Source organism: Shewanella sp. 3_MG-2023 (genome assembly GCF_030548765.1).
Classification (GTDB): domain Bacteria; phylum Pseudomonadota; class Gammaproteobacteria; order Enterobacterales; family Shewanellaceae; genus Shewanella.
In genome coordinates, this window is record NZ_JAUOSH010000024.1 from 23,614 (window position 1) to 49,087 (window position 25,474).

Below are 25,474 nucleotides of genomic sequence, written 5' to 3' on the forward strand. Positions count from 1 at the left end.
TAAGCGCTAGCGGTTTAGATTAGTTTAAAATGCTGTAGCCGCGATTTGCCATGCAGTTACGCACTACTGTTTCTTTCTCTGCTTCGTAATTGGCTTCATTGGCTCTTCTATCTTTCGCGCCACCTAGCAAGCCTACAGCAACACCAATACCAGCGCCGGTTTTAGCACCATGTGAACCACTACCACCAGCAATGGCACTGCCCGCTGCGCCGACTGCCGCACCTTTAAGGCCACTACTAATGGCACCACGAGATTCAGTATTTTTATGAACTTGCTGTGACATTTCTTGGCATTGATATTGATCGAAAACAAAATCTTTTTCATTCACGCCCGTTTTATCATAAATAATATTCGCGCTAGCTGAAAATGCTAAAAAAGAAAGCGAAACCAGTAATAATTTTTTCATATAAACCTCAAGCGATAATCAACTTATGGACGTATCCTACCTAAAGCATAATGTAAAAACGGAATATCGCATTTTTAAAATGGAATAATGCTAATTTACTACTGGCTAACTAAAACTTAACTTTCAGAAGTTAAGCTAATTTACTGCTTTCATAGCTATGACACATTTGCTGCGCTTGCAGCTCATCGTATTCGCGTAAACCGCTTAACACTAGGGTTTTGATACCTGAGCCTATGACTTTACCTGCGCTTTTTAAGGCAAACTGCAAGGTCACATCACCGCGTTTGCCATTGATTTGCATATCCTGCTCAACCAATTCAAGGCTCATATCAGTGAAATCGAAAGTATCTAATTGAAAAGACATACTTTCATAAATAACCAAAGGTCTGGCTGGGTTAATCATCATGCCGTACTGTTTCATCATCGGCACGAGTACATGAATAAAATTAAGCCCAGAAAACGCCACATAACTTTTGATGAATGCCGCTTTTTGTACATCACATTGACAAAGCGCCCCTTCACGTTCGATATGCAGGTATTCTTTGCCTTTGTTGTCACAAATACTAAATTGTTCACCGGCTTGCTGATCCAGAATTAACTCAACGCCATCACCGACCATGCCAGCAAACTTAAACTTCATTTTTTTGCTCAAGCCGAACTCTGTGAGCACTAAAGCAAACAGTAAGTCACCAGGAACACAGAAGCGTTTAGCGCCAACATTATGAATAGGATTAAAGTCTTCAGCGACGTGCTTGGCGAAATTGCTCGCTTGCAAAGCAGAAATAAACACACTTTGGTCTTGCTTAGCGTAATAAGGTGACAAAAACATATACATCCATTCTTATTCGTTAAAGATATCCATCTCTTATTGAGTTGGGTTTATTGTGAATCGAGTTTACAGCAAAAATTCACATAAACTCAGCCGATGACTTAATCGCTGTCACGACTGCAGCACTATGCTCTTACCTCACTATTTGTGAAGCGAACCACATCATACTAATCCAACTCCTACATTTGAGTTAACATTATTAACTCAAATGTTGATTTTAGTAATTAATTAAGTAAACTCCATCACAATACGGATACAAATGATAACAATTACCATTTTCATTATATTTGCAATTCGCCTTTGGAGATTTACATGACTCAACACAGCCTTCGAATTAGTCTTTTAGCCACTGCCCTATTCAGCGCTTTTTCAGCATCTGCTGCCGATACAGATCCTGCAACCAATGCCACCATGGAGCAAATCTCAATTTTTGGCAGTGCCAATCCGGTTAATAATGTTCCCGGTAGTGCTCATGTTATCGGTGACGCTGAAATTGAAAACTTCAAATACACCGACATTATGCGCACCCTAGCGTCTGTGCCTGGGGTGTATCTGCAAGAAGAAGATGGTTATGGCTTACGTCCAAATATTGGTATGCGTGGCACGGGTCAAAATCGTTCTGAAAAAATCACCATTATGGAAGACGGCGTATTAGCGGCGCCTGCGCCTTATGCTTCTCCTGCGGCTTACTACTTTCCAACCTCTGGTAGAATGCAAACCGTTGAGATCATGAAAGGCGGCTCGACCCTTAAATACGGCCCTCGCACCACTGGTGGTATTATCAATATGCTTTCTCGTCAAATCCCAGTGGAAGAACTGGCTGGCGGTATTGATGTGGCCGCAGGACAAGACGGCTTTGCTAAAGTACATGCCCATGCAGGCGGTCAAGGCGAACGCGTTGGCGCGGTAGCAGAAATTTACCGTTATCAAGCTGATGGCTTTCGCGACATTAATGGTGTTGGTGGTGATACTGGTTTTGTGAAAAACGATGCCTTAGCGAAAATCAGTATTGATAGTAGCGACGATGCCAAGTATCAGCAACGCCTTGAATTAAAATTAAAGTACTCAGATGAAGTGTCTAACGAAACTTACATGGGTTTAACTGAAGATGATTATAACGCTTCACCTTATATGCGTTACTCTGCCTCTCAAAAAGATGAAATGAGCACTGATCACAAGCAAATTCAGTTAAACCATATCATCGACTTTAGCTCGACTGTATCACTTGCGACCACGGCTTATTACAACAACTTCCACCGCAACTGGTATAAAACCAATAAAGTGGCGGGTCAAAGTTTAAGTAGCGGTGGTATTGAAGCTGCGGCTGATTTTGATCGCGATCCTGCTTCAGCAGCTGCGATTGATGTTGAAGTGAAAGCCAATAACCGTGACTACCTATCCCAAGGTATTCAAACTGAGCTAAATTGGCTAGTGGGCGACCATGACTTAGCCATTGGCGCTCGTTACCATGAAGATGAAATGGATCGCTTTCAGTGGGTTGATACCTATGAATTAGGGGCTAACCAAGTGATGTCTCTGACCAATAGCGGCGTTCCAGGTACTGATTCTAACCGTATTGATAGCGCTGAAGCGTTTGCTTTTTACGTTCAAGATAAAATGACCTTTGGCGATTTAGCCATTACTGCCGGTCTGCGTTATGAAGATGTCACTACTCAGCGTCGTGATTGGGGTAAAACTAACGTCGGCCGTGAGGGTGCACCGGATGAAGATATCAGCAATAGTTTTGACGTTATTTTACCTTCGGTTGCGGCAACTTATCACTTAACTGATGATTTAATCGTGCTCGCGGGTATTCAACAAGGCTTTGCGCCTTCTGCACCGGGTAATGATGACGGTAAAGAAGAAAAAAGCTGGAACTATGAAGCGGGCGTTCGTTACAACACTGGCGCATTAAATTCTGAAGTTATCGCCTTTTACAGTGATTACAGCAACATGCATGGTAACTGTACTGCTGCCCAAGGTTGTGATGATGACAACATCGGTAATCAGTACAATGCTGGTGAAGTGGAAGTGAGCGGCGTAGAACTGAGCTTAGGTTATGAGTTTAATCAAACCAATGACATTAGCTTCCCAGTCAAAATGGCTTACACCTACACGAGTTCGGAGTTCCAAAACTCATTCAGCTCTGACTTTGAATCATGGGACGATGTTGAAAAGGGTGATGAACTGCCTTATTTACCCGATAGCCAATTTTACTTATCAGCAGGCATTCAAGCAGAAGCTTGGCAAGTGACTATTGCAGGGCGTTATACTTCAGATATGCGCACTAAAGCAGATCAAGGTAGCATTGCAACAGATGAGCTTATTGCCAATAAGACCCTGGTTGATTTATCGGCTCGTTACTTCATTAATGATGCATCAGAAGTTTACTTAACGGTTGATAACTTATTTGATGAAACCTACATGACCACCCGCATTCATGGTTCTATCTTTGCTGGTAAGCCGCAAACGGCAACACTCGGTTATCACTATAAGTTTTAATCGCTTAGGTTAAGATTTAGCTAAGCTTTAGTTAAGCGATATAAACTTAAGCCAAAGGTAAGCTCGCTAAATACCGATACAATAAAAATGGCTACTCAAACGAGTAGCCATTTTTTATTCTGCCTAATTAATCATTAAGATTATAAAGCTGACTCAGCTGAGTGCTAATTAATGATTTTCTGCCACCAAGATAACGGCTCACCACAGTTTGCAACGGGCTTGTAGCTATCGCCAGTGGCAGGCAGCGCCATCACATTGTCGCAATCGGCTTGTTTTGCCACACCAGTGTCTTTATCAAAATAGCCTTGTGTGACCCCATCTGCCGGCGTCATTCTCAAGCCTAACGGTGGACGCTGGTTTAAAAATGCTTGATACACCGCCATGGCGCCGCTTGAACCATATAAACCCGTTTTACTGTTATCGTCTTGACCAACCCAAATAGCTGCCACGTTACGCTCATCAAAGCCTGCAAACCAAGAGTCACGACTATCATTACTGGTGCCGGTTTTACCCGCTAGAGCTACATTAGGGAATGCTTGACCCAAGCGTTTAGCAGTGCCGGTTTTGACCACTTGATTCATCGCATATTGCACCAAGAAATCGGTTGCAGGATCCATTCCTTGAACGGCACTTTCACGCGTTACCTTCAATGGTTGATTATTAGTATCAAGCACCGCAGTTATTGATGTTAATGGTCGATAACGGCCATTATTGGCAATGGTTTGATAAGCCTGCGCCACCATATAAGGTGAGCCATTAATGGCCCCTAACAACATTGATGGATAGCGAGGTATAGCATCGGACCAACCCGCATTAGCCATGGTTTTAGCGACATTATCAACGCCTAATTCAATACCAATATTCACCGTTGGTACATTCATTGAGTTTTTAAATGCATCTAATAATGGCACCTGTTGACGGAATTTTCGATCCACATTTTGTGGCGACCAGGTTTTACCTTGACCATTTTGTAAGGTGATCGGTTTGTCAGCTATTGGGGTCGCCAAATTATATTTACTGCCTTGTTGCAATGCAGTGGCATACACAAATGGTTTCACTAACGAGCCAATCGGGCGGCGAATTTCCACTGCGCGGTTAAAGCCGTCAAAGCTTGGCACTCTATCCCCTACCATGGCGGCAATGCCATCGGTGTATTTGTCAGTTACCACCATCCCTACTTGCACGTTTTTAGTGCGTTCATCCAGTGATTTCATGGTGCTTAATACGGCTTTCTCAGCAGCATCCTGAGCCATAGGATCTAAGGTGGTGTATACCTTGACCCCTGATTGCTGCAGTAAGCTATCACCATAACGCGTTCGTAACTCTTGTTTTACCACCGCAAAGAAAGCTGGCAGTTTTTGATGTACTGATTTATTAAAATCACGCAGCCCGAGTGGTGATTCTACCGCCGCTTTGTATTGCTCAACGGTTAAGCGATCATCTTCCATCAGTAATCGCAGCACCAAGTCGCGGCGATTTTGCGCCCGCTCAGGTGAGCGCCAAGGGTTGTAGTATGATGGCCCTTTAATGGCGGCAATTAAAAAGGCTTGTTGGGATACTGTTAGCTCCGCGATAGGACGGCCGAAGTAAAACTGCGACGCCAAGCCCATACCATGAACGCCACGCGCCTTGTCTTGCCCCATATACACTTCATTTAAATAAGCCTCGAGTATCTCTTCTTTGCTGTATCGAAAATCAATGATGATTGCCATTAAGGCTTCACGGATTTTACGCACAATTGAGCGCTCACTGGTTAAAAAGAAGTTTTTGGCTAATTGCTGAGTTAAGGTTGAACCACCTTGAACTGTGCGCCCGGCGGTCACATTGACGATAGCGGCGCGGAGAATGGCAAATGGATTAACCCCATGATGCTGATAAAAACTGCGATCTTCGACCAAAATCAGGGCATCGACAATAGCTTGGGGCATTTCTGTGGTAGGCACAAATAATCGGTCTTCAGCGCCAGAAGCCAAAATGCGATCCAGCAATACTGGCTCTAAATGAAATACTGCTAATTGACGCTTATCACTCATGCGCTGCACTGAGTTGACCCCTTGAGAGTCAAATGAAATCATCACCCGCTGAGCTGCTTGATCGCCTTCTGGGTGTAAAAATGGTCGACGCCAAAGCTCAATTTTACTACTGGATGCTGAAAACTCGCCCACTTGACGAGGGTTGGCCACTTTACGATAGCCAAGCAGTTTTAGCTCCGCCATTAGCTGCGGATGGTTTATGGCTGCGCCGGGATAAATGGCCATTGAACGGCTAAACACTTGTGCGGGTAAGTGCCATTTTTGCCCTTCAAATTTACGGGCAATAATTTGATCTAAATAGATGCCGTAAGAGCTCACCACCACGATGCCAATCAAGCCGAGTTTCCAGCCGATTGACCACAGTTTTTTCCACATTGACGGCTTAGCTTTAGCAACGACCCTTTTTACTCTAGGCTTTTTAGTCGCCGCTTTTTTGCTGGCGGGTTTCTTTGTCGCTGCTGTTTTAGGAACCGATTGCTTTTCTGCAGGCTTTTTCGCTACATTTTTTTTAGGCGCTTGAGGAGCCATCATCTTTGTCGTTTCTGTCATCTTTTTTTAATTCTTTATCGCCATTAGCAATTTAAGCCTGGCGTCTTCTTTTTAGTAAATTTAGTGGCGGTTGTATTAACCGGATCGTCAGGCCATAAATGGCGGGGATAACGGCCACGCATTTCTTTTTTTACTTCAATATATGGGCCTTGCCAAAAACTGGCTAAATCTGCGGTTACAGCAATAGGTCGCTGGGCTGGCGACAATAATTCCATGGTGACAGTGAGCTTACCATGAAGTAATAGCGGACTTTGTGATAAACCTAAAGCCTCTTGCAGGCGTACTTTTAATAGCGCTCTACCGCTGACGGCCTTATTGCTGTCGGCGGCATCATTTTCCATGCTTTGCTTATCACTATCGCTGCCATCGGCTTCACTTTCTACGGCCTGAGCAGCGACCACTTGATACTCAATCGGTGCTCGGGTGCCGGTAGCCATTTGCCAATGAGTGGGAAGCAATTCATTCAATGTTTGCTGTTGCTGCCATGTCAGCAGATTTTTCACATGGCCAAAGGTATCAAGTTTTTGTAATTTGGCAATGGAATTCACCTCAGCTAAATATGGCGCTAACCACTGCTCTAAGCTTGCTAGCAAGCTGGCATCATCAAGGTTTGGCCAATCATGTTGCGGCGCAAATTGCTGGGCTAACTTCAGTCGATATTGTAATTGCAAAAAACTTTCGCCCAAATCCAGCACAGTTAAGCCTTTCGCGCGGATGTGACTCAATAACGCTTGCTGGATTAATTTATTATCTACCTGAGTTTCTTGAGCGCGCTGTATAATAACCTCACCCACTCGGGTTTGCTTTTCAGCAAAAAAGCGCCCTTTGGTTTCATCCCACTGACAAATTTTAACCTCATGGGTTAAAAATTTAAGCTCTTGCTGGAAGTGCTCAGGGTTGATTGCCGCAGCAAGATAGACTCGTCCTGCATTGCGGCCTTGGGTTTCTTGAAAATCGGCCACCACTAACCAAGCTTGATTAGCCATAGCATCTTCAGCATCAATAGTAACCCCTGTGCCGTTACTGAGGGCAAAACCTAGTTTACCGCGGGCTTTGGCAATTCTGTCGGGGTATGCCAGCGCCAATAATAAACTAATATCACGACTGGCGGCGTCGCGAGCCACTTGCTTGATATCGCCTTTAGCAGATAGCGCCCGCTGCCATTTATTCACTTGGGTTGCCATTTGTCCTTGGGTCGCTAAACCCAGGTACTGACTGATATCAGCGCCTTTTTTAGGTAAGCCTCGTGCTTCGAGTACCGCAGCAAGTAAACATGCCAGTAACACTAAGTCGGCCTGTTGCTGGGATTTAGCAAGGGCTTGCGAAGTCAGCAACATGTGCGCTAAACGCGGGTGACAACCTAGCTCATAGGCCGCTTGGCCTTGAACGGTGATTTTATGTTGCTCATCCACCAGCTCAAGCTTGGCGAGTAATTGCCACGCCACCTGTTGATGAATCGCTGGCGGCTTGGTTAATAGCGGTAAGGACTCAATATCACTCACGCCCCAATAGGCACAATCAAACGCCATTGACGTCAGCTCGCTTTGGGTGATTTCAGGCGCATCAGCCACCATCATTCGACTTTGTTCTTCTTGGCCCCACAATCTCACGCAGCAGCCTTTTTGTAAGCGCCCTGCACGGCCTGCACGCTGAATACTCGAGGCTTGGCTTATACGCCTTAACGATAATCGACTAACACCTGTGCGTGGGTTAAAGCTTGCCTCACGCTTATACCCACTGTCTATCACAATAGTGATGCCATCGATGGTTAAGCTCGACTCAGCAACATTAGTGGCAATGACGATTTTACGTTTGCCACTAGGGGCGGGAGAAATGGCTTTATCTTGCTCAGCAGGAGATAAATCACCGTATAAGGGACACAGTAAAAATTCATTTGGGTCTAGTCGCTGACTTAATAATCGCTGCAGTTGATTAATTTCCCCTTTGCCGGGTAAAAACACCAACACCGAGCCATGTTGGTAGTCGCTTGGGACTGTGTTGCTACTGCTGACACTGTCGATAACCACTTGGCTTAAATGACTTAGCCACTGCACTTGCCCCATTACCGGTCGGTAAAGCGTTTCAACATCAAAGCTTCGACCTTGGCTTACTAATGTGGCAGCGTCAGGCATTAATTGGCTTAAGGGTAAGCCCGATAGGGTTGCCGACATGGCAATAATTTTAAGATCTTCGCGCAGCGAGTCTTGCACTTCTAGCGCCAGCGCTAAACCCAGATCTGTGGGTAAATGACGCTCATGGATTTCATCGAAAATAATGACCTCTATGCCTTCAAGCTCTGGGTCTTGCTGGATCATCCGCGTTAAAATACCCTCTGTGACAATTTCTAAGCGGGTATTAGCCCCGACTCGGCTCTCACCTCTGACCCGATAGCCCACTCGCTCACCGACTTTTTCCCCTAGGGATTTAGCAATAAATTGCGCCACACTGCGAGCAGCAACCCGCCTTGGTTCCAGCATGAGGATTTTGCCGCTAATTTGCGGCCACTGCAGCATTGCCAGAGGTAGTGCGGTGGATTTACCGGCACCCGTGGGCGCTTCGAGGATAATTTGCGAATGATCGCCCAGCGCCTGTTGTAATGGCGCAAATAAGGCTTGAATAGGTAATGAGCTCAAAGGAGATACTTTAACGGCGAAAATCTGGCTTCAGTTTACTCATAAACGATTATTGATGCTACGGCTCTATGCAGATCGAAGCGGGGGCAGATTAAAGCATATGCAAATCGAAGCATGCACACATTGACAATTAACGACTGAAACGAAAAAGCTAATCGCCTATAAATCGATTAACCACGGCGTTCTGATCCCTGAGGATAAATCCTGCAAGCGGGTTGGTTTTCCAATCGCGTAGCCTTGGCCATAGCTAACACCAAGCTGTTTTAATTGCCGCCCAATGTCAGCGCTTTCAACAAATTCGCCTATCACTTTAAAGTCCATATCTTTACCCAGCTGGCAAATAGCCGAGACAATGGCTTTATCACTGCGGTCGTCACAGACATTAACCACAAACTGACCGTCAATTTTGACATAGTCCACATCTAAGCATTTCAAATAAGCAAAACTTGAAAAGCCCGATCCGAAATCGTCCAAAGCCAGCTTGCAACCTAAAGGTTTTAATAGCTCAATCAAGGTGGTGGCCTGTTCGAGTTGACTAATAGCGGCGGTTTCGGTGATTTCAAAACACAACTTAGACACCAGTTCGGGCTCAACCATCAAGCGTATTTCTAACCAGTCCATAAACTTGCTATCGGATAATGACAGCGCTGACAAATTTAGCGACACCATTGATAATTGCGACCAAATTTCGCTATTGCGTGCGCCCCACTTTAAAAGGTTGTCGATAACCCAGCTATCAATTTTTGATGCTAGGTTATAGCGCTCTGCTGCAGGTAAAAACACCCCTGGTGATACAAAACGGCCATCCTCTTGCACCATGCGCAATAAGATTTCCATGTGAATGCCACGCTCGTCAGAATTTAGCGGTTCTATGAGTTGATAAAATAATTCAAACTGATTAAGCGCCAGTGCCGAGACGATATCAACGGAGGCCAGCATTTGATTATATAAATGATGTACTTGGGGATCGTTTTTACTGTAAAAATGCCAGCGATTACGGCCATCTTCTTTGGCGATACGACACGCCGCATCTGCCTGACTCATAATGCGGTAAATGTCTTCTGACTTCGCATCCAGTTGAGTCATACCCATACTAACGCCAATATTATGGCTGACTTCGCCCCAAATAAATTCATGTTCGGATAATTGCTGGCAAATGCGGTTGCCCACTTGCTCGGCTGACTCTTTATCCGCTTGGAACATTAAAATGCCAAATTCATCGCCGCCTAAACGGGCAACGACATCGCCATGACGCAGTAAGTAGCTCAGACGCTTAGACACCTGACGTAACAATTCATCCCCAGCTTGATGACCACTGATATCATTAACCACTTGAAATTGATCAAGATCCATAAAGGCAACACACACAGGCAAGCGATCTTTATGCTCAATTAATTCTTCAAGCATTGCCTCAAACTGTAACCGATTCGGCAGACCTGTGAGCGGATCATAGTTGGATTGAAATGACAGCTCATCGGCTAAACGATAGCGTTCTGACACATCTTCAATCATCATCAATAATTGCTGCTCTATGTCTAATGCGCGGCAAAAGCTAAGTTTATACCAGTGAGTCACACCCGCTTTAACCAGTGGAACTTCACACCATGACTGATGCAGTGCTCCATCTCTGACAATGTGTAGGCAATCATCCAACAATATGTGGTCATCTGCATTGATTAATGAATATAAACTTTGATTACTGATTGACGGAAAAATTTGGCTAGCCACTTGATTTTGACTGCTAATACAGTTGTCCTTATCAATGAGCGAACAGGCTACCGGCAGTTGCTGAAAAAGCTCAAGGTATTGGGCTTCTTTGTTTGTTAATAATTGCGATACGCGAGCCAGCTCAGCTTCAGATGCCAGCTTTAGGCTAGCCTCGTTAAGCTTTGTCATAGGACAATTGACACCATCCGAGGCCTCAAGTTGCCAATTTAATTGATATTTTAGTGGTAAAAAAATCAACCTGGTATTGCCTATTTGCACCGCTTCACTCAAAGAGAGTGAAAACACCTCGGACCGTGACTGAACAAAATCAGTTATTTGACGCTGCAAAAGACTTGTTGTGGCATTGATATCAGCACTATCTTGTGCGAGTAATTGTTCACATAAATCAGGCAAGGCAGCGAGCGATTGGCCTATTCGTGCGTTATTAGGTTGGCGCTGAAGATGCTGTTGAAATTGATCTTGATGCTGATAAGCTTGCAACGCCTTGGCATGGTAAACTTTACCACTGGTTAGACTTTCAGTTGTTTGGGATAGTAAAACCACGATTTCATCGACGCCTAATTGCAGTTGCAATGCATCAATCTCAGCCATAACCTTATCACAGCACAGGTAGTGATTTAATTCAGCAGACTGCGGGCTAGCCCATACTGATTTCAGTTCACTATTGCTCATTCAATGACTCATTCATTCGCAGCATTTTTGCTGTCATTATGCAGTATCCCTCTAAACGGAGCTTCACTGGTCTTGCTGTTAATTTACCTAACCGTAAACTGTTGCCGTCGATTAAGCTAACATGTCTTTGACGATAAACGTCATAATAATAAAAAATAATGCTAACAACAGATAAGGATCAATGGCGTTAAGGAGACCCATGACTAAAAATCACCATAAACGTTGTTTTATTGCCATTGCATTATCAGAGTCAAACCGCACTCAATTGAGCCAATATCAGCAGCAATTAATGCCGCATCTGAGTATACAGGTTAGCGCCGTTAAGCGGGAGAATTTACATCTAACCGCTGCATTTTTAGGCAAAATTAGTTCTGATCAGATGCTGCAGATTGATCGGTATATCACCGAGCAGCATTTCAGCGCTTTTGAACAACCACTGCAACAACTTGCTTACTGGCCTAAAGCGAAAGTCTTGTGCATTCAGGGTGATGCCGAAAAAGCGTTGGCGCATATTGCCCACAGCTTAAAATTAATGACATCACACTTAAACCTTTATCAAACTCAGCATGAATTTAGACCCCATATCAGCTTATTTAGAGCTGTGTCAGAGCCTGCAGCCCTTATAGATAAGTTACCTGCACTCACTGAAGCTATAAACACAAAAGCCCGCCATTTAACCCTCTATGAATCCATTAGCAGTACTCAAGGGCTTATATATAAACCACTGCAACAGTGGCCTTTACAGCCATAACGAAAAAAAGCTGCCTAGGCAGCTTTCGTTTCTCGAATCTATAGCTAAAACCTGAAGAGTTATAGGCTTTATCGCTCTAACATTGCCGCGATGGTCAATACTCCATGAGCTGTTGCGCCAGCGCTCCATAATGGCGTAGCCGATGATGCATATGCACCAGCTAAATCCATGTGCAACCAGTTAACTTCTGGGCTCACAAAGCGCCATAAGAAGCCTGCTGCATTTGACGCGCCGCCTGCACCGCCGCCTTTCATTGCGCGGCTATTGGCGGTATCTGCATAAGGTGAAGGGCACATATCTTTATGCCAAGTATCCAATGGCAGTGGCCAGACATTTTCAGCAACAGTGGCCGCTTTTTGTTGTGCTAATTGCAAGGTTTCCATTTGCGGTGAAAATATCGCATTGTAATTATTGCCCACAGCCATAATCGCCGCACCTGTCAGTGTTGCCGCATCAATAATTAATTCTGCTCCAGTATCTGATGCTGCTTGCAGCCCGTCAGCTAACACTAAACGCCCTTCAGCATCGGTGTTAACCACTTCAACGGTAACGCCATTTTTATAAGTTAAGATGTCACCTAACTTGTAAGCATGGCCACTGATGAGGTTTTCGGCGCAACACAGAAACAATTTAACCCGCTTATTCAGACCGGCTTTCATGGCTAGACCCAGCGCTGCTGTCACTGTTGCCGCGCCGCCCATATCGCATTTCATATCCAGCATGCCTTCTGAAGGCTTAATGCTGTAACCGCCAGAGTCAAAGGTAATGCCCTTGCCCACAAGAGCGGTGGATACTTTGGCATCGGCTGCGAGTGGATTAAAATCAAGCACTAGCATCGCTGGCGGACGCTCACTGCCACGGCCAACCGCATGTAAACCAATCCATTGTTTTTCGAGTAATTCTTGGCCTTCAAAAATATCAAAACTGACCTTGTCGCCACCAATGTCTTTGAGCCAGTTTGCTGCGTGCTCGGCAAGAATAACCGGAGACAATTCTTCAGGGGTTTCGTTAACTAATTTGCGCGCGAAACTTGCCGCTTCAAAGCGATGAGATAAAGTGGCTTGAGTGCTCACGTCACCACACCAGAGTACTTCAAATGGGCCTTTGGCCGTGGTAAAACCTTGAGAAAAAGCCCATTGCGAATCAAGGCTCCATAACTCACCGTCAAGCTGCACCTTGCTAATACCCTGACTACGAATTTTTCTAGCCGCCATTTGTACTTGACGTAATTCATCTGCTGCAGATAAATGGATCAGCGCTTGATGGCCTTGAAAGCTCACATCTGCTTTACCCCAAAGGCTCTGTGGCGCTTCTCGTGTTAGGGTAATCGTCATAATTTCCATTGTAATGTCCTTGTTATGCTTGCGTTGTAACTTAGATAACCAATAAGCTAAGTGTACTGTAAATCACTAAATGAACGTGACTAATTCAGCATCATTTAGTAAAAATAATTGTTAATAAATAATTTTAGGAGCATTCTTTTTAATGGACTTTAGCCCTCCCTTACAACAAGGTACTTTATTGAGGCGTTACAAACGTTTTCTGGCCGATGTGCAACTTGATGATGGTAGCGAAATCACCATTCACTGCCCCAATACTGGTTCGATGAAAAACTGTTTGTTTCCCGGTGAAACAGTTTGGTTTTCCAGCTCAGATAACCCCAAAAGAAAATACCCAAATACTTGGGAGCTCAGTGCCACCCCCGACAATCATTTAATTGGCATTAATACCGGCCGCGCCAATGCATTAGCCGAAGAGGCGATTAGTAATGGTGTCATTACTGAACTTAGCGGTTATGCATCACTAAAAAGAGAAGTGAAATATGGTGATGAAAATAGTCGTATCGACATTTTACTCAGTGATGAAACTAAACCTTTATGTTACGTTGAGATAAAGAGCTGTACATTATTAGAGCAAGCAGTAGGCTACTTTCCTGACTCAGTTACCACTCGTGGACAAAAGCATTTGCGTGAGTTAATGCATATGGCTAGTCTAGGTCACAGAGCGGTATTACTTTTTGTCGTCCAACATAGCGGCATTAATCTCGTTCAAGCTGCTGCGCATATCGATCCACAATATGCACAATTATTAAAGCAAGCAGTTAACAGTGGGGTTGAAGTGTTAGCATATCAAACCGAACTGTCGGCGCTATCCAGCAAAATTACTCGTAAGTGCAAAGTCATTGTTTAGTTCAAAAAAGTATAACTTACTAATCAAATAATTTGCCACGCTCTAGTGTTTCTGCTATAGATAGCGGCCATAAATTTTAGACGCACATAAAATCACTAATTATTACAGGAGATGCGTTATGCCTGAAGGCACCAAAAAACTTGGCGTACTCGCTATCGCAGGTGTAGAACCTTACCAGGAGAAAGCTGGCGAGGAGTATATGGGTGAAGAGCAACGCTCTCATTTTAAGATCATCTTAGACGCTTGGCGTAATCAGTTACGCGAAGAAGTTGATCGCACCTTGAACCATATGCAAGATGAAGCTGCTAATTTTCCAGATCCTGTTGACCGTGCAGCTCAAGAAGAAGAATTTAGCTTAGAGCTTCGAGCACGCGACAGAGAACGTAAGCTGATCAAGAAAATTGAAAAAACACTACAAAAAATTGAAGAAGACGATTTCGGTTTCTGTGATTCATGTGGTGTTGAAATCGGTATTCGCCGTTTAGAAGCACGTCCAACAGCTGATCAATGTATCGATTGTAAGACGCTTGCAGAAATAAAAGAAAGACAAATGGCTGGCTAATATAGCCCATACATTTGTCACACAGCAAAACTGCTAGCTTGCTATTTATGAGGCGGGGCAGTATTGATACCAAAAGGCGAGATTATTCTCGCCTTTTGTATTTTTTGATTTTTACTTTTAGGATTAACAGAACTTGTTTATCCGCTATGGCATAAAAGCAGTAACCTTTTAGGTCGACACCAATAAATCGAGGCAAAAGCTATGTCGCTGAACTCATCCGCTTATATTGGTCGCTTTGCTCCGTCCCCATCTGGCCCGTTACATTTTGGCTCCCTTATTGCAGCCCTTGGCAGTTACCTGCGGGCAAAACAGCAACAGGGTAAATGGCTCGTCAGGATTGAAGATATAGATCCACCAAGAGAAGTGGCTGGTGCAAGCAGTGATATATTGACCACCTTAGAGGCTTATGGCCTGCATTGGGATGATACTGAGCTATTTCAAAGCCATCGGCTTGATATCTATCAGCAGCATATTGAGCAGCTCTTAAAAGAAGATCTTAGCTATTTTTGCCATTGCACTCGAAAAAAAATTCAACAAATGGGCGGCGTTTATGACAGCCGCTGTGGTCAGCTACGCCCTCGATTAACCCAAGGCGCCGTTCGTATCAGAAATAGCGCCCAGGTTGAACATTTTACTGATTTAGTGATGGGAAGTGTCACGGTAAAGCACAGCTTTGCGGCTGAAGACTTTATCATCAAACGCAGTGATGGCCTTTACGCCTATCAATTAGCTGTGGTGTTAGATGATGCCTTTCAACAGATCACTGAAATAGTCAGAGGCTGCGATCTACTGGAAACCAGCTGCCGCCAAATAAGCATGAATAATATTTTGGGCTTTAACTCCCCCAATTGGCTGCATCTACCTTTAGCCTGCACCAAGCCAGGGTTTAAATTATCAAAGCAAAATTATGCTAATGCCATTGATCGAAAACGTCCCCAAGCCAGCATCAATGCCGCATTGCGCTTTCTTGGGCAACAACAAGTTGATATTGATGATGTCGATGTCATGCTAAAACAGGCCGCAGAGCAATTTGCGATTAGCCAAATTCCACAACTATCTGAGATTCTGATTGAGCAGTGATATACTCATTCAGTAACATTTGGTATATCATAGCCGCCAGATTTTTAACCATTTAATAATGTCGTTCGAGGTGTATTATTTTTCGCCGTATAAGTCAATTCTGCAAACAGCTGTTTGAAGACAATAAAACCACTCCTGTCATTGAGCCACAAAGCCAAGATGACGGCCTGCGTTTGGACATTGTCACCAGAGATGCCCATACTATTTCTCGACGCCAAATAAGTGAAAATGCGTTAAAAGTACTCTATAGACTCAGTAAATCTGGCTATAAAGCTTACCTAGTTGGCGGTGGTGTTCGTGACATTCTATTAGGTATGGAGCCGAAAGATTTTGATGTGGTCACCAATGCGACCCCTGAAGAAATTAAAAAGCTCTTTAGAAACTCACGCTTAGTGGGCCGCAGATTTAGATTGGCACACATTGTTTTTGGCCGTGATGTTATCGAAGTCGCCACCTTCCGTGGTCATCACAATGAAAATGATGACAAAATTTCCAAATCCAATGCTGAAGGTCGTCTACTTCGTGACAATGTCTACGGTGAAATAGATGAAGACGCTGAACGTCGCGACTTTACTATTAACGCCCTGTATTACGACATTAGCGACTACTCTATCCACAGCTACGGCGGTGGTATTCATGATATCGATGCTAGAGTCATCAAGCTGATTGGCGATCCTGAAACTCGTTACCGTGAAGATCCGGTGCGGATGTTACGTGCGGTGCGCTTTGCTACCAAACTGGATATGACCATTGAGCCGGTAACGGCTGCGCCAATAAAAGAATTAGCGCCATTATTAAAAGATATCCCTGCAGCGCGTATGTACGAAGAAGTGCTAAAGTTATTTTTTGCTGGCAAAGCAGAAGCTAACTACAACATGATGCAAGATTTTGGTTTATTTGCGCCGCTATTTCCGCAAATTTCTGCGTTAATCAAAGAGCAACCCAGTGGCAATACCGCTAAAATGCTAACGGCAGTCATGGCCAGTACCGACTTACGCGTCAGCCAAGATAAACCGGTAACGCCCGCCTTCTTTTATGCGGCATTATTGTGGTATCCACTCAAGCAACGTGCTGATGATATTGCCTTAGAAAGTGGCTTAAGTCATTACGATGCTCATGTTGCCGCTATGGGTGATGTGATGGAGCAGCAATGTCGCACCATTAGCATTCCACGCCGCTTCAGTACTCCAGCAAAAGATATTTGGCAGCTACAATTGCGTCTAGAACGTAGCCAAGGCACCCGTGCCTTCAAATTATTAGAGCACCCTAAATTCCGCGCTGCTTATGATTTATTATTACTGCGCGGCGAAGCCGAAGCGGGCAATATTGGTAAAATTGCCAATTGGTGGCAGTCATTTGTTGAAGCCGATGAGCAACAACGTACTGATATCGCCAAAAGCGGTAACAAGAATGGCCCAAGCAGAAATCGTAACGCCCAGCAGCGTAAACGTAGACGCCCTAATAAGCCTAAGCCAGCTCCAAAGCCTGCTAATACTCAAGAATAACAATGAGTCATAAACCACTTAAGGTTCACACTAGGGCGACCAAAGCCGCTGAAAAGGCAACAAGGGTATTTGTTGCCCTTGGCGCTAACCTTGAAAACCCAGAGCAGCAATTAGATAATGCAGTTACTGCAATAAAAAGCTTAGGGCAAGATCATCATATAAAGGTCTCTCATTATTATCGCTCACGACCAATGGGCGATGTAAAGCAACCTGACTATGTCAATGCCGTAGTTAGCTTTAGCACCATTCTTAGCCCTATCGATTTACTTGATGCCCTTCAGGCCATTGAGAATGAGCAAGGTAGAGTGAGAGATTTGCGCTGGGGACCAAGAACATTAGATCTCGATATTTTATTATATGGCGAGCTAATGGTTGATTTACCGAGATTAACAGTCCCCCATTACGGCATGAAACAACGCAGTTTTGTGCTAATACCACTGGCAGATATTGCTGCCGATTTAGTGCTACCATGTAACACTAAATTACAACACCTTATTACCACTGAAATGCGAGCTGAGTTAATTCAAATTTAACCCATTGTAATGGTAGCTCAGAGTGTATTTCCATTATTTGAATATGATTTCTTTGCAGAGTTTATTATGTCAAAAGTCACTAGCTCAACCCTGATAAAATTCAAACAAGAAGGTAAAAAATTTACCGCCCTTACCGCTTATGATGCCAGCTTTGCCGGCGCATTTGATAGCGAAGGTGTCGATGTGCTTCTTGTTGGCGACTCCTTAGGCATGGTGCTCCAAGGCCACAATGACACCTTACCTGTGACCGTTGATGACATTGCTTATCACACCGCCAGCGTCAGCCGCGGTTGTAAACGCGCCCTACTTATCGCAGATATGCCTTTTATGAGTTACGCCACACCGGAACAAACCATGCGCAATGCCAGCACCCTAATGCAAGCAGGTGCAACCATGGTAAAAATGGAAGGTGGTGAATGGCTACTTGAAAGCGTTAAAATGCTCACTGAACGCGGTATTCCTGTCTGTGCTCACCTTGGGTTAACTCCGCAATCAGTACACGTATTTGGAGGCTTTAAAATTCAGGGCCGAGAAGAAGATAAAGCCCAACGTATGATTGATGATGCCAAAGCTTTAGAAGCCGCTGGCGCGCAATTATTAGTAGTTGAATGCATTCCAACTGCACTCGCGAAAAAAATCTCTGAAGCGCTTACCATACCGGTAATTGGTATTGGTGCAGGTCCTGATACTGATGGCCAAATTTTGGTCATGCATGATGTACTGGGGATCTCCAGTGGTTACATTCCAAAGTTTTCTAAAAACTACCTCAAGCAAACTGGCGAAATACGCGCGGCAATAAGAGCCTATATCGAAGAAGTTGCCAATGGCAGTTTCCCTGCTGATGAACACTCATTTAATTAATAGTGAACCAATTAATTAATAGTGAACCAATTAATTAAATCGATAGATATTTTGGATAAATAGTTTAGGTAAAAATGATGATCACCACCGCGAATATTGCTGAGATTAGAAAGCAAGTAAAGCAATGGCATATGCAAGGTGAAACCGTTGCGTTTGTGCCAACCATGGGCAATTTACACCAAGGTCACATTAGATTAGTTACTGAAGCGCTTAAAAGAGCCGATCATGTGGTGGTGTCTATTTTTGTTAATCCAATGCAGTTTGGACAACATGAAGATTTAGCAGCTTATCCGCGCACCCTAGCAGATGATCAGAATGCACTGATTAATGCGGGTGCAGAGCTACTATTCACACCGACAGCAGAGATTATTTACCCTAAAGGCTTAGAGAATCAGACCTTTGTTGAAGTACCTAAAATAGGCGAAGAGTTTTGCGGCGCCAGTCGTCCCGGACACTTCCGCGGTGTGGCAACCATAGTTTGTAAACTATTTAATATTGTTCAAGCGGATATCGCCCTGTTTGGTCGTAAAGATTATCAACAGTTGATGGTCATCACCGCCATGGTTGAAGACTTATCTCTGCCTATCGACATCATCGGCATCGACACTGTTCGAGAAGCATCAGGGCTCGCTATGAGCTCTAGAAATGGCTATTTATCTGCCCAGCAAAAAATCCAAGCCACAAGCATAAAGAAGGTAATGGATTATGTTGCCGCTCAAGTGACCGCTGGAGAAACCATTGAGCTAGCCATTGAAGTAGCTAAACAACAGCTCATTGATGCAGGTTTTAAAATGGACTTTTTAGCGGTAAGAAACGCAGCGACTTTAGCCCCAGTGACAGCTGAAGATAACCATTTTGTTATACTTGTCGCGGCCTATCTGGGCAATACTCGCCTAATCGACAATCTAACTTTTAGTCGTTAAACCATTGGCTTGTTCGTTAGTAAGACTTAGAAGAGAATTCACTAAGTCTTACTAGTCTAATTGCTGACTCTGATTATGATTATGATTTTTAATCCAAATAGATAGTTATTTTGAAATTCGCTTTACTGCCCTTTTTAGCCAATATTCGCCTAATCGACAACCTGAGTTTTAGCCGTTAAGTCATTCGCTAGTTGGCTTGTTCGATAGTAATACTTAGAAGAGGATTCACTAAGCCTTACGATCGTAATTGCTAAATCAGAAACATATCATCACTTTGTAATACTTATTACTGAATTTTGGCGAAAACCTCACCGAATCAATAACCTTACTTTTAGTCGTTAAGCCATTCGCCATTGACAGTGTAAGACTTAACCCAATGTCCACTAAGTATTACAAATTTATAGTGATTTTTTACTATTACATTATAAAACCAGCGTCAAAAAACTGGCATTCTCACCCAAATTAAGCCATAGTTAAAAAGTATGCTAAAGCATTACAGCAATAACCGACTATAATAATTAACAACCAGCGGAACTCAATGGATATTGAGCCTCCAAGCGGTAACCTTCTGATATAAACCCAACACCTAAGTTGATACGATATCGGTTAGACAAAAGGATCTGTGGCCGCATGCCAAGTAGACTATTACAAACATTCATTTTGCTAGCGTTGATTGCAAGCCCTATCGCATCAGCCAATGGCATTTATAAGTGCATGAAAGATGAACGCGTCGTCTTTAGTCAAACTGTCTGCCCGAAAGAGTATCGTCAGCACAAAATCGAATTTCAATTAGGGATCACTACCGAAATCGACTCTGATAAAGTTGTCCTTAAAGAAGACCCGCTCAAAGCCCTACTGAAGAAAAAAACCATTTCAAAAGAGAAGTTAATTCAGCTGCTTGATAGTGAAGTGTATCGATTGAAGCAAGAAAACAGCTACTTCGAAATTCTGCGCGCCAGTGAAATCCAAAAACTTGATCGTAATCGCTATTGGCATAAAAAAGAAAAAGATGACCCTGATTACATTAAAGATTTGAAAGAAATCAATTCACGCTTTGACGAGCTTATGAGCAATAATCGTCAAGTTATCATCGTATTAACTGATCATAAAAAGAAAATCATCGAAGAAAGTGATGCGCCAACATCACTGGCACAAAAAGAAGGCTAGCCGCGACTAAAAGTGATTTTTAGTCGCTTTCATTTTAGCTAAGTACTGATTATCGACCTCACCAGCTAGCCTCAACTTAAACAGCCAGTATCAACTTAAACACTAGTCCAAACTCAATATTCTTGAGAAGCAAAGCCAGTTACTCCAGCCGCTAATCTGGCTTAAATACTCCGATCATATTGCCATTGGCTTTTTCAGCCACTTTAGCTTCCGTTTGTTGCTCTCGGTAATCACAATCAGTACATTCCACAGTTTCAATACCATTTTCTTTGAATAATACGATACTGTCTTGGGCGTGACATTTAGGACACTTTGCTCCTGCAACGAAGCGCTTTTTAATTTTTGGCATAATGTTGTTATTTTTCTAATGTAATTGTGCAATTCCTGTGACGCTATTTTGCCATGATTTCAGCCAAAGCGTCTCACTATTTCACAGAAATAAAATGTCATTCAGCATTGGGATACGTTATTATCACTGCACTTTACGTATTCACTCCAATCAAGTTGCTATTCATGATCAACATCAGCCAAGCTCAGCTCATTCGCGGAACTAAAACCTTACTCGATGATGCCAACCTTACCGTTTACCCGGGCCATAAAGTGGGACTGGTCGGGGCCAATGGAACCGGAAAATCAACCCTGTTAGCGTTGATTTTGGGGCAGTTACAACTTGACAAGGGTGAGTTTAGCCTTCCTGCTGGTTGGCAAATAGCCACTGTAGCCCAAGAAACGCCTGCGCTAGAGGTGTCTGCACTGGAATATGTGCTTGATGGTGATAGTGAATTTCGAGAGCTTGAAGTTCAATTAAACAAAGCTCAAGATGAAGATGACGGCCATAAAATTGCCCTCATCCACGGTAAAATTGATGCGATTGGCGGCTATGCGATTAAATCTCGCGCCGGCTCATTGTTGGCAGGCCTAGGCTTTAGCGAAGCGGAGCAAAGCAATCCTGTAAAGAGCTTTTCAGGTGGTTGGCGAATGCGACTCAACCTTGCTCAAGCACTGTTGTGCCGCTCAGACTTACTGCTGCTGGATGAGCCCACCAACCATTTAGATTTAGACACCATGTACTGGCTAGAAGGCTGGATTAAGGCCTATCAAGGTACCCTGATCTTAATCAGCCATGACCGCGATTTTATTGATGGTATCGTGGATGAAATTGTTCACGTTGAACATACTAAGCTTAATTACTACAAAGGCAACTACAGCTCCTTTGAGCGGATCCGCGCCGAACGTATGGCGCAGCAGCAAGTGGCCTATGAGCGTCAACAAAAAGAACGGGCACATATGCAGAGCTTTGTTGACCGCTTCCGCTACAAAGCCAGTAAAGCTAAACAAGCCCAAAGCCGCTTAAAAGCGCTGGAGAAAATGGCTAACTTACTGCCATCCCATGCAGACAGCCCATTTCACATGGCATTTCGTGAGCCTGAAGCCTTGCCTAACCCATTAGTGACTATGGAGAAAGTCTCTATTGGCTATGATGATAAAACCATCCTTAGCGAAGTGGAGCTTAACTTAGTACCAGGTGCACGTATTGGCTTGCTGGGCCGAAATGGCGCGGGTAAATCAACCTTAATTAAGTTGCTATCGGGTCAATTACAACCCAAAACGGGTAGATACCAACCTAATCCAGGAATGAATATTGGTTATTTTGCTCAGCATCAAATTGAATTTTTAAGTCTTGATGATACCCCGTTACAGCACATGGTGCGATTAGCGCCTAACGCAAAAGAGCTAGAACTTAGAAACTTTCTCGGCGGTTTTGGTTTTAATGGCGATATGGCACTTGCCCCCGTTAGACCGTTCTCTGGTGGCGAAAAAGCGCGCTTAGTGTTGGCACTATTAGTTTGGCAGCGTCCTAACGTACTGTTACTCGATGAGCCCACCAACCACTTGGATTTAGAAATGCGTCACGCATTGACCATGGCGCTGCAAACATTTGAAGGTGCGATGGTGATTGTGTCACATGATCGACATCTTTTACGTTTAAGCTGTAGCGATTACTACTTAGTAGACCAAGGCGCTGTTAAACCATTCCAAGGTGATTTAGATGACTATCATCAATGGTTATTAGATGCGGCTAAAGCGGCTCAGTCCAATAGCAGCAAAGATAGCTCGGCAACTCCAAGTATTGATAAAAAGCAGCAAAAACGCATTGAAGCAGAGCTAAGACAAAAAGTATCGCCACTGCGTAAAAAACAAATAAAGTTAGAAACTGAGCAACAAAAAATCACTGCCAGATTAGCAGAATTAGAAATAGAGTTAGCTGATGGTTCACTTTATGAAGCTGAAAATAAAGCTAAAATGACCAAAGTACTCAATGAAAGAACCACGCTCACCCAATCAATGGACGAAAGTGAAATGAACTGGTTTGAGCTACAAGAAGAAATTGAAATCATCGAACAAGAGTTTGGTATCGGTTAATTCATAATGCAGATAACAAGGGATAGGATCAGTGCAGCAGTTTAATTCATTACTATGGCGAGAATGTGAAAGCCAATACGCTATTGAACCTAAGCGCTACATCAGCCTTCAGGATGCTTACCAAGTGAATGTTAACATGCTGCTACTGGCGCAATACCTTGATAAAAAAGGCTATCTACTGCCCTTAGTCCAATGGCAAGCGTTAGCGGCTACCATAAACGATTGGGACACCAAGGTCGTTAACCCTTATCGCACCTTGCGCCGTTTAGCGAAAGAGCATATTAAAGCTAATGAATATCAGCAGATGCTCGACATTGAGTTAATGCTGGAACGTAAATCCCAGCAAATGCTACTAACAAAACTCAACACTGTTACCCCAGAGATTAAAGCGAATCAGCATTGCGCAAATGAAAATACCGATAACTACTTATCATTATTCGGGATTAACCATGATGATTTTAAAAATTTACACGCAATTTAATACCGCTGCAGACTAACAAAATCACATAGCATTAAACCTTAACTGACGGCTTTAAACGCTCTGCCAATAAGGTCGCATTTCGGGCCACAATCGCGTAAATCGATAGCTGCGGATTAGCACCTAAACTAGTTGGAAACATGGAGCCATCCATAACTGACAAGTTTTCAAAATAATGGGAGCTCCCCTCACTATTGACCATCGATAGGGTTTTATCTTCTCCCATAGCGCAACCGCCCATTACATGGGCAGAGGCTACAATGGTTTTTAATAAACCAATATCCATAGTGGCAATGGTTTGCTTGGCTTGTTGCCAGTTAAGCTGCTTGCCAACACCATCATTAATGGGCAACACGGCATTAGCACCTGCAGCAAATTGCAGCTCTGCCATAGTGGCAAACGCCCTTCTCGCCGCATCCCAAAAAGGTTTTTGTAGCGGATAATCTAACGCAAAGCCGGTATCAGTTAAGCGTACTTGCCCACCTGGAGACTGAGCCGAATAGCCATCACGCACTAAGGCAATCATCACCTGTAAATTGTTAAACTGGGTCATTAACTCGGCATGACTACGACCATAACCAATGGTTTTTGATGCGATTAATACTGGATGGATCGGGGGCACTTCTAATTTATAACCCAGCTCTCCAGCAGCGCCATCACGCCATACAAATTCATCGGAATATATCGATTGCGGCGCGCCGCTATGGCCATCAATTTGCTTATCAAAAATGCTGCCTGATAACAAAGTAGGATGAAGAAAAGTTTTACCTAAAAGCTGATAAGGATCTGGGGTATTAGCACGCATTAAAATCGTCGGCGTATGAAGAGCACCCGCACTAAGAATATAGTGCTTCGCCTTAAAAGTCAGAGTCGCGCCATGGCCTGAAGCAAGAGGCGCTCTGGCGGTTAAACCAGTCACTTTATCGGCTTTATGCTGTAGATCAGTAATTTTAGCGTTTGATATTAACTGAGCGCCTTGCTCTAAGGCACTCGGTATGGTGGTGACCAGCATAGACTGCTTAGCGTTGACCGGGCACCCCATACCGCAATAACCTGTATTCCAGCAACCTTTAACATTACGTTTGATCACCGTATATTCCCAACCGAGTTTTTCACAGCCTTCTTTTAAGGCCGCATTATTACGGTTAGGTTGAAATTGCCACTCGCTGATATTTAGCCGCGTTTCCATTTTTTCAAACCATGGCAATAAGCTTTCTGACGATAGGCCTTTAACTGACTTTTCTTGGGCCCAAAATGCTAAGGCTTGCTCAGGTGTACGAATTGAGGTGGTCCAATTAACCGTCGTTGAGCCGCCCACACTGCGACCTTGAAAAATACCAATACCTTTGTCAGCGGTTTTCATCGCTGCTGCTTGCTGATATAGATCAGGGTAAGCACGGCGCTCTTCCATATTAAAATCACTGGACGATTTAAGTGGTCCAGCTTCAACCATGATGACCTTAAGACCCGCTTGAGTGAGGATTTCAGCTGCCGTTCCGCCCCCCGCGCCCGTGCCGACAATCACTACGTCTGCTTCAAAATGCTGATCGTTTTCAAGTTTACTCGCATCAATATGTTGCCAGCCGGCTTTTAAACCTTCTGTAATGGGGTCAATAATATTAGCGGCCACGTCTCACTCCTAAACACG

20 protein-coding genes are annotated in these 25,474 nt (G+C 43.9%); 12 read left to right on the forward strand and 8 right to left on the reverse strand.

The window, feature by feature from the left end; genetic code table 11:
- Positions 1–19: 19 nt before the first annotated feature.
- On the reverse strand, positions 20–406 hold the full coding sequence (locus Q4591_RS14060; protein WP_076543163.1) for an RNA polymerase subunit sigma: 387 nt from the start codon (positions 404–406) through the stop codon (positions 20–22).
- A gap of 130 nt (positions 407–536) precedes the next feature.
- On the reverse strand, positions 537–1,235 hold the full coding sequence (locus Q4591_RS14065) for a DUF3581 domain-containing protein (protein ID WP_102435732.1): 699 nt from the start codon (positions 1,233–1,235) through the stop codon (positions 537–539).
- A 312-nt stretch (positions 1,236–1,547) separates the two neighbouring features.
- Here Q4591_RS14065 and Q4591_RS14070 point away from each other — a divergent pair, with 312 nt between their 5' ends.
- A complete protein-coding gene (locus Q4591_RS14070) occupies positions 1,548–3,737 on the forward strand; it encodes a TonB-dependent receptor (RefSeq protein WP_303461559.1) in 2,190 nt (729 codons plus the stop codon).
- Between the two features lie 164 nt (positions 3,738–3,901).
- Here Q4591_RS14070 and mrcB read toward each other — a convergent pair whose 3' ends face one another.
- The 3 genes from mrcB to Q4591_RS14085 form a co-directional block, all read right to left on the reverse strand.
- Positions 3,902–6,145, reverse strand: a complete 2,244-nt coding sequence (gene mrcB, locus Q4591_RS14075) for a penicillin-binding protein 1B (protein ID WP_303461584.1) — start codon at positions 6,143–6,145, stop codon at positions 3,902–3,904.
- A 197-nt stretch (positions 6,146–6,342) separates the two neighbouring features.
- A complete protein-coding gene (gene hrpB, locus Q4591_RS14080) occupies positions 6,343–8,952 on the reverse strand; it encodes an ATP-dependent helicase HrpB (protein WP_303461561.1) in 2,610 nt (869 codons plus the stop codon).
- 159 nt (positions 8,953–9,111) lie between these two features.
- Positions 9,112–11,352, reverse strand: coding sequence for an EAL domain-containing protein (locus tag Q4591_RS14085; RefSeq protein ID WP_303461563.1), 2,241 nt, complete (start codon positions 11,350–11,352; stop codon positions 9,112–9,114).
- Between the two features lie 199 nt (positions 11,353–11,551).
- Here Q4591_RS14085 and thpR point away from each other — a divergent pair, with 199 nt between their 5' ends.
- Entirely contained in the window at positions 11,552–12,103 is a 552-nt protein-coding gene (gene thpR / locus Q4591_RS14090; RefSeq protein WP_157937388.1) for an RNA 2',3'-cyclic phosphodiesterase, read from the forward strand.
- Between the two features lie 68 nt (positions 12,104–12,171).
- Here the strand turns inward: thpR and pepB are convergent, their stop codons facing one another.
- Entirely contained in the window at positions 12,172–13,446 is a 1,275-nt protein-coding gene (gene pepB / locus Q4591_RS14095) for an aminopeptidase PepB (RefSeq protein WP_102435724.1), read from the reverse strand.
- 142 nt (positions 13,447–13,588) lie between these two features.
- On the opposite strand from pepB, the gene sfsA reads away from it, so the two are divergent.
- The 8 genes from sfsA to Q4591_RS14135 all read left to right on the forward strand — a co-directional run bounded on the left by sfsA (position 13,589) and on the right by Q4591_RS14135 (position 20,924).
- Positions 13,589–14,293 carry a DNA/RNA nuclease SfsA gene (gene sfsA, locus Q4591_RS14100; RefSeq protein WP_102435722.1) on the forward strand — a complete coding sequence of 235 codons (705 nt, stop codon included), beginning with the start codon at positions 13,589–13,591 and terminating at the stop codon, positions 14,291–14,293.
- Positions 14,294–14,411: 118 nt separating this feature from the next.
- Positions 14,412–14,855 carry an RNA polymerase-binding protein DksA gene (gene dksA, locus Q4591_RS14105; protein WP_102435720.1) on the forward strand — a complete coding sequence of 148 codons (444 nt, stop codon included), beginning with the start codon at positions 14,412–14,414 and terminating at the stop codon, positions 14,853–14,855.
- 201 nt (positions 14,856–15,056) lie between these two features.
- A complete protein-coding gene (gene gluQRS / locus Q4591_RS14110) occupies positions 15,057–15,935 on the forward strand; it encodes a tRNA glutamyl-Q(34) synthetase GluQRS (RefSeq protein WP_102435718.1) in 879 nt (292 codons plus the stop codon).
- A 167-nt stretch (positions 15,936–16,102) separates the two neighbouring features.
- Positions 16,103–17,440, forward strand: a complete 1,338-nt coding sequence (locus Q4591_RS14115; RefSeq protein ID WP_303413405.1) for a polynucleotide adenylyltransferase PcnB — start codon at positions 16,103–16,105, stop codon at positions 17,438–17,440.
- A gap of 2 nt (positions 17,441–17,442) precedes the next feature.
- Complete coding sequence (gene folK, locus Q4591_RS14120; RefSeq protein ID WP_303461565.1) at positions 17,443–17,973, forward strand: 2-amino-4-hydroxy-6-hydroxymethyldihydropteridine diphosphokinase; 531 nt, start codon at positions 17,443–17,445, stop codon at positions 17,971–17,973.
- A 66-nt stretch (positions 17,974–18,039) separates the two neighbouring features.
- Positions 18,040–18,834: a 3-methyl-2-oxobutanoate hydroxymethyltransferase gene (panB, locus tag Q4591_RS14125; protein ID WP_102435750.1), complete on the forward strand. Its 795-nt coding sequence runs from the start codon at positions 18,040–18,042 to the stop codon at positions 18,832–18,834.
- A gap of 77 nt (positions 18,835–18,911) precedes the next feature.
- Positions 18,912–19,757 (forward strand): pantoate--beta-alanine ligase, encoded by an 846-nt coding sequence (panC, locus tag Q4591_RS14130; RefSeq protein WP_303461586.1) that lies wholly within the window; start codon positions 18,912–18,914, stop codon positions 19,755–19,757.
- Between the two features lie 630 nt (positions 19,758–20,387).
- Positions 20,388–20,924 (forward strand): DUF4124 domain-containing protein, encoded by a 537-nt coding sequence (locus tag Q4591_RS14135; protein WP_102475919.1) that lies wholly within the window; start codon positions 20,388–20,390, stop codon positions 20,922–20,924.
- A 151-nt stretch (positions 20,925–21,075) separates the two neighbouring features.
- On the opposite strand, the gene Q4591_RS14140 is transcribed toward Q4591_RS14135, so the two are convergent.
- The gene (locus Q4591_RS14140; RefSeq protein WP_198589351.1) at positions 21,076–21,273 is read right to left on the reverse strand and encodes a YheV family putative zinc ribbon protein; all 198 of its coding nucleotides are present in this window, start codon (positions 21,271–21,273) and stop codon (positions 21,076–21,078) included.
- Positions 21,274–21,437: 164 nt separating this feature from the next.
- Here Q4591_RS14140 and Q4591_RS14145 point away from each other — a divergent pair, with 164 nt between their 5' ends.
- Positions 21,438–23,348, forward strand: a complete 1,911-nt coding sequence (locus Q4591_RS14145; RefSeq protein WP_102439909.1) for an ABC transporter ATP-binding protein — start codon at positions 21,438–21,440, stop codon at positions 23,346–23,348.
- Positions 23,349–23,379: 31 nt separating this feature from the next.
- Entirely contained in the window at positions 23,380–23,829 is a 450-nt protein-coding gene (locus tag Q4591_RS14150; RefSeq protein WP_241901101.1) for a TIGR02444 family protein, read from the forward strand.
- Positions 23,830–23,860: 31 nt separating this feature from the next.
- Here Q4591_RS14150 and Q4591_RS14155 read toward each other — a convergent pair whose 3' ends face one another.
- The gene (locus Q4591_RS14155; protein ID WP_102439911.1) at positions 23,861–25,456 is read right to left on the reverse strand and encodes a GMC family oxidoreductase; all 1,596 of its coding nucleotides are present in this window, start codon (positions 25,454–25,456) and stop codon (positions 23,861–23,863) included.
- Between the last annotated feature and the right edge of the window lie 18 nt (positions 25,457–25,474).

Coding starts and splice junctions, on each gene's coding strand:
- dksA (WP_102435720.1), top strand. CDS start 14,412: ATGCCTGAAGGCACCAAAAAACTTGGCGTACTCGCTATCGCAGGTGTA.
- folK (WP_303461565.1), top strand. CDS start 17,443: ATGAGTCATAAACCACTTAAGGTTCACACTAGGGCGACCAAAGCCGCT.
- panC (WP_303461586.1), top strand. CDS start 18,912: ATGATCACCACCGCGAATATTGCTGAGATTAGAAAGCAAGTAAAGCAA.
- Q4591_RS14070 (WP_303461559.1), top strand. CDS start 1,548: ATGACTCAACACAGCCTTCGAATTAGTCTTTTAGCCACTGCCCTATTC.
- Q4591_RS14135 (WP_102475919.1), top strand. CDS start 20,388: ATGCCAAGTAGACTATTACAAACATTCATTTTGCTAGCGTTGATTGCA.
- Q4591_RS14140 (WP_198589351.1), bottom strand. CDS start 21,273: ATGCCAAAAATTAAAAAGCGCTTCGTTGCAGGAGCAAAGTGTCCTAAA.
- Q4591_RS14085 (WP_303461563.1), bottom strand. CDS start 11,352: ATGAGCAATAGTGAACTGAAATCAGTATGGGCTAGCCCGCAGTCTGCT.
- Q4591_RS14065 (WP_102435732.1), bottom strand. CDS start 1,235: ATGTTTTTGTCACCTTATTACGCTAAGCAAGACCAAAGTGTGTTTATT.
- gluQRS (WP_102435718.1), top strand. CDS start 15,057: ATGTCGCTGAACTCATCCGCTTATATTGGTCGCTTTGCTCCGTCCCCA.
- pepB (WP_102435724.1), bottom strand. CDS start 13,446: ATGGAAATTATGACGATTACCCTAACACGAGAAGCGCCACAGAGCCTT.
- panB (WP_102435750.1), top strand. CDS start 18,040: ATGTCAAAAGTCACTAGCTCAACCCTGATAAAATTCAAACAAGAAGGT.
- thpR (WP_157937388.1), top strand. CDS start 11,552: ATGACTAAAAATCACCATAAACGTTGTTTTATTGCCATTGCATTATCA.
- sfsA (WP_102435722.1), top strand. CDS start 13,589: ATGGACTTTAGCCCTCCCTTACAACAAGGTACTTTATTGAGGCGTTAC.
- Q4591_RS14145 (WP_102439909.1), top strand. CDS start 21,438: ATGATCAACATCAGCCAAGCTCAGCTCATTCGCGGAACTAAAACCTTA.
- Q4591_RS14060 (WP_076543163.1), bottom strand. CDS start 406: ATGAAAAAATTATTACTGGTTTCGCTTTCTTTTTTAGCATTTTCAGCT.
- mrcB (WP_303461584.1), bottom strand. CDS start 6,145: ATGTGGAAAAAACTGTGGTCAATCGGCTGGAAACTCGGCTTGATTGGC.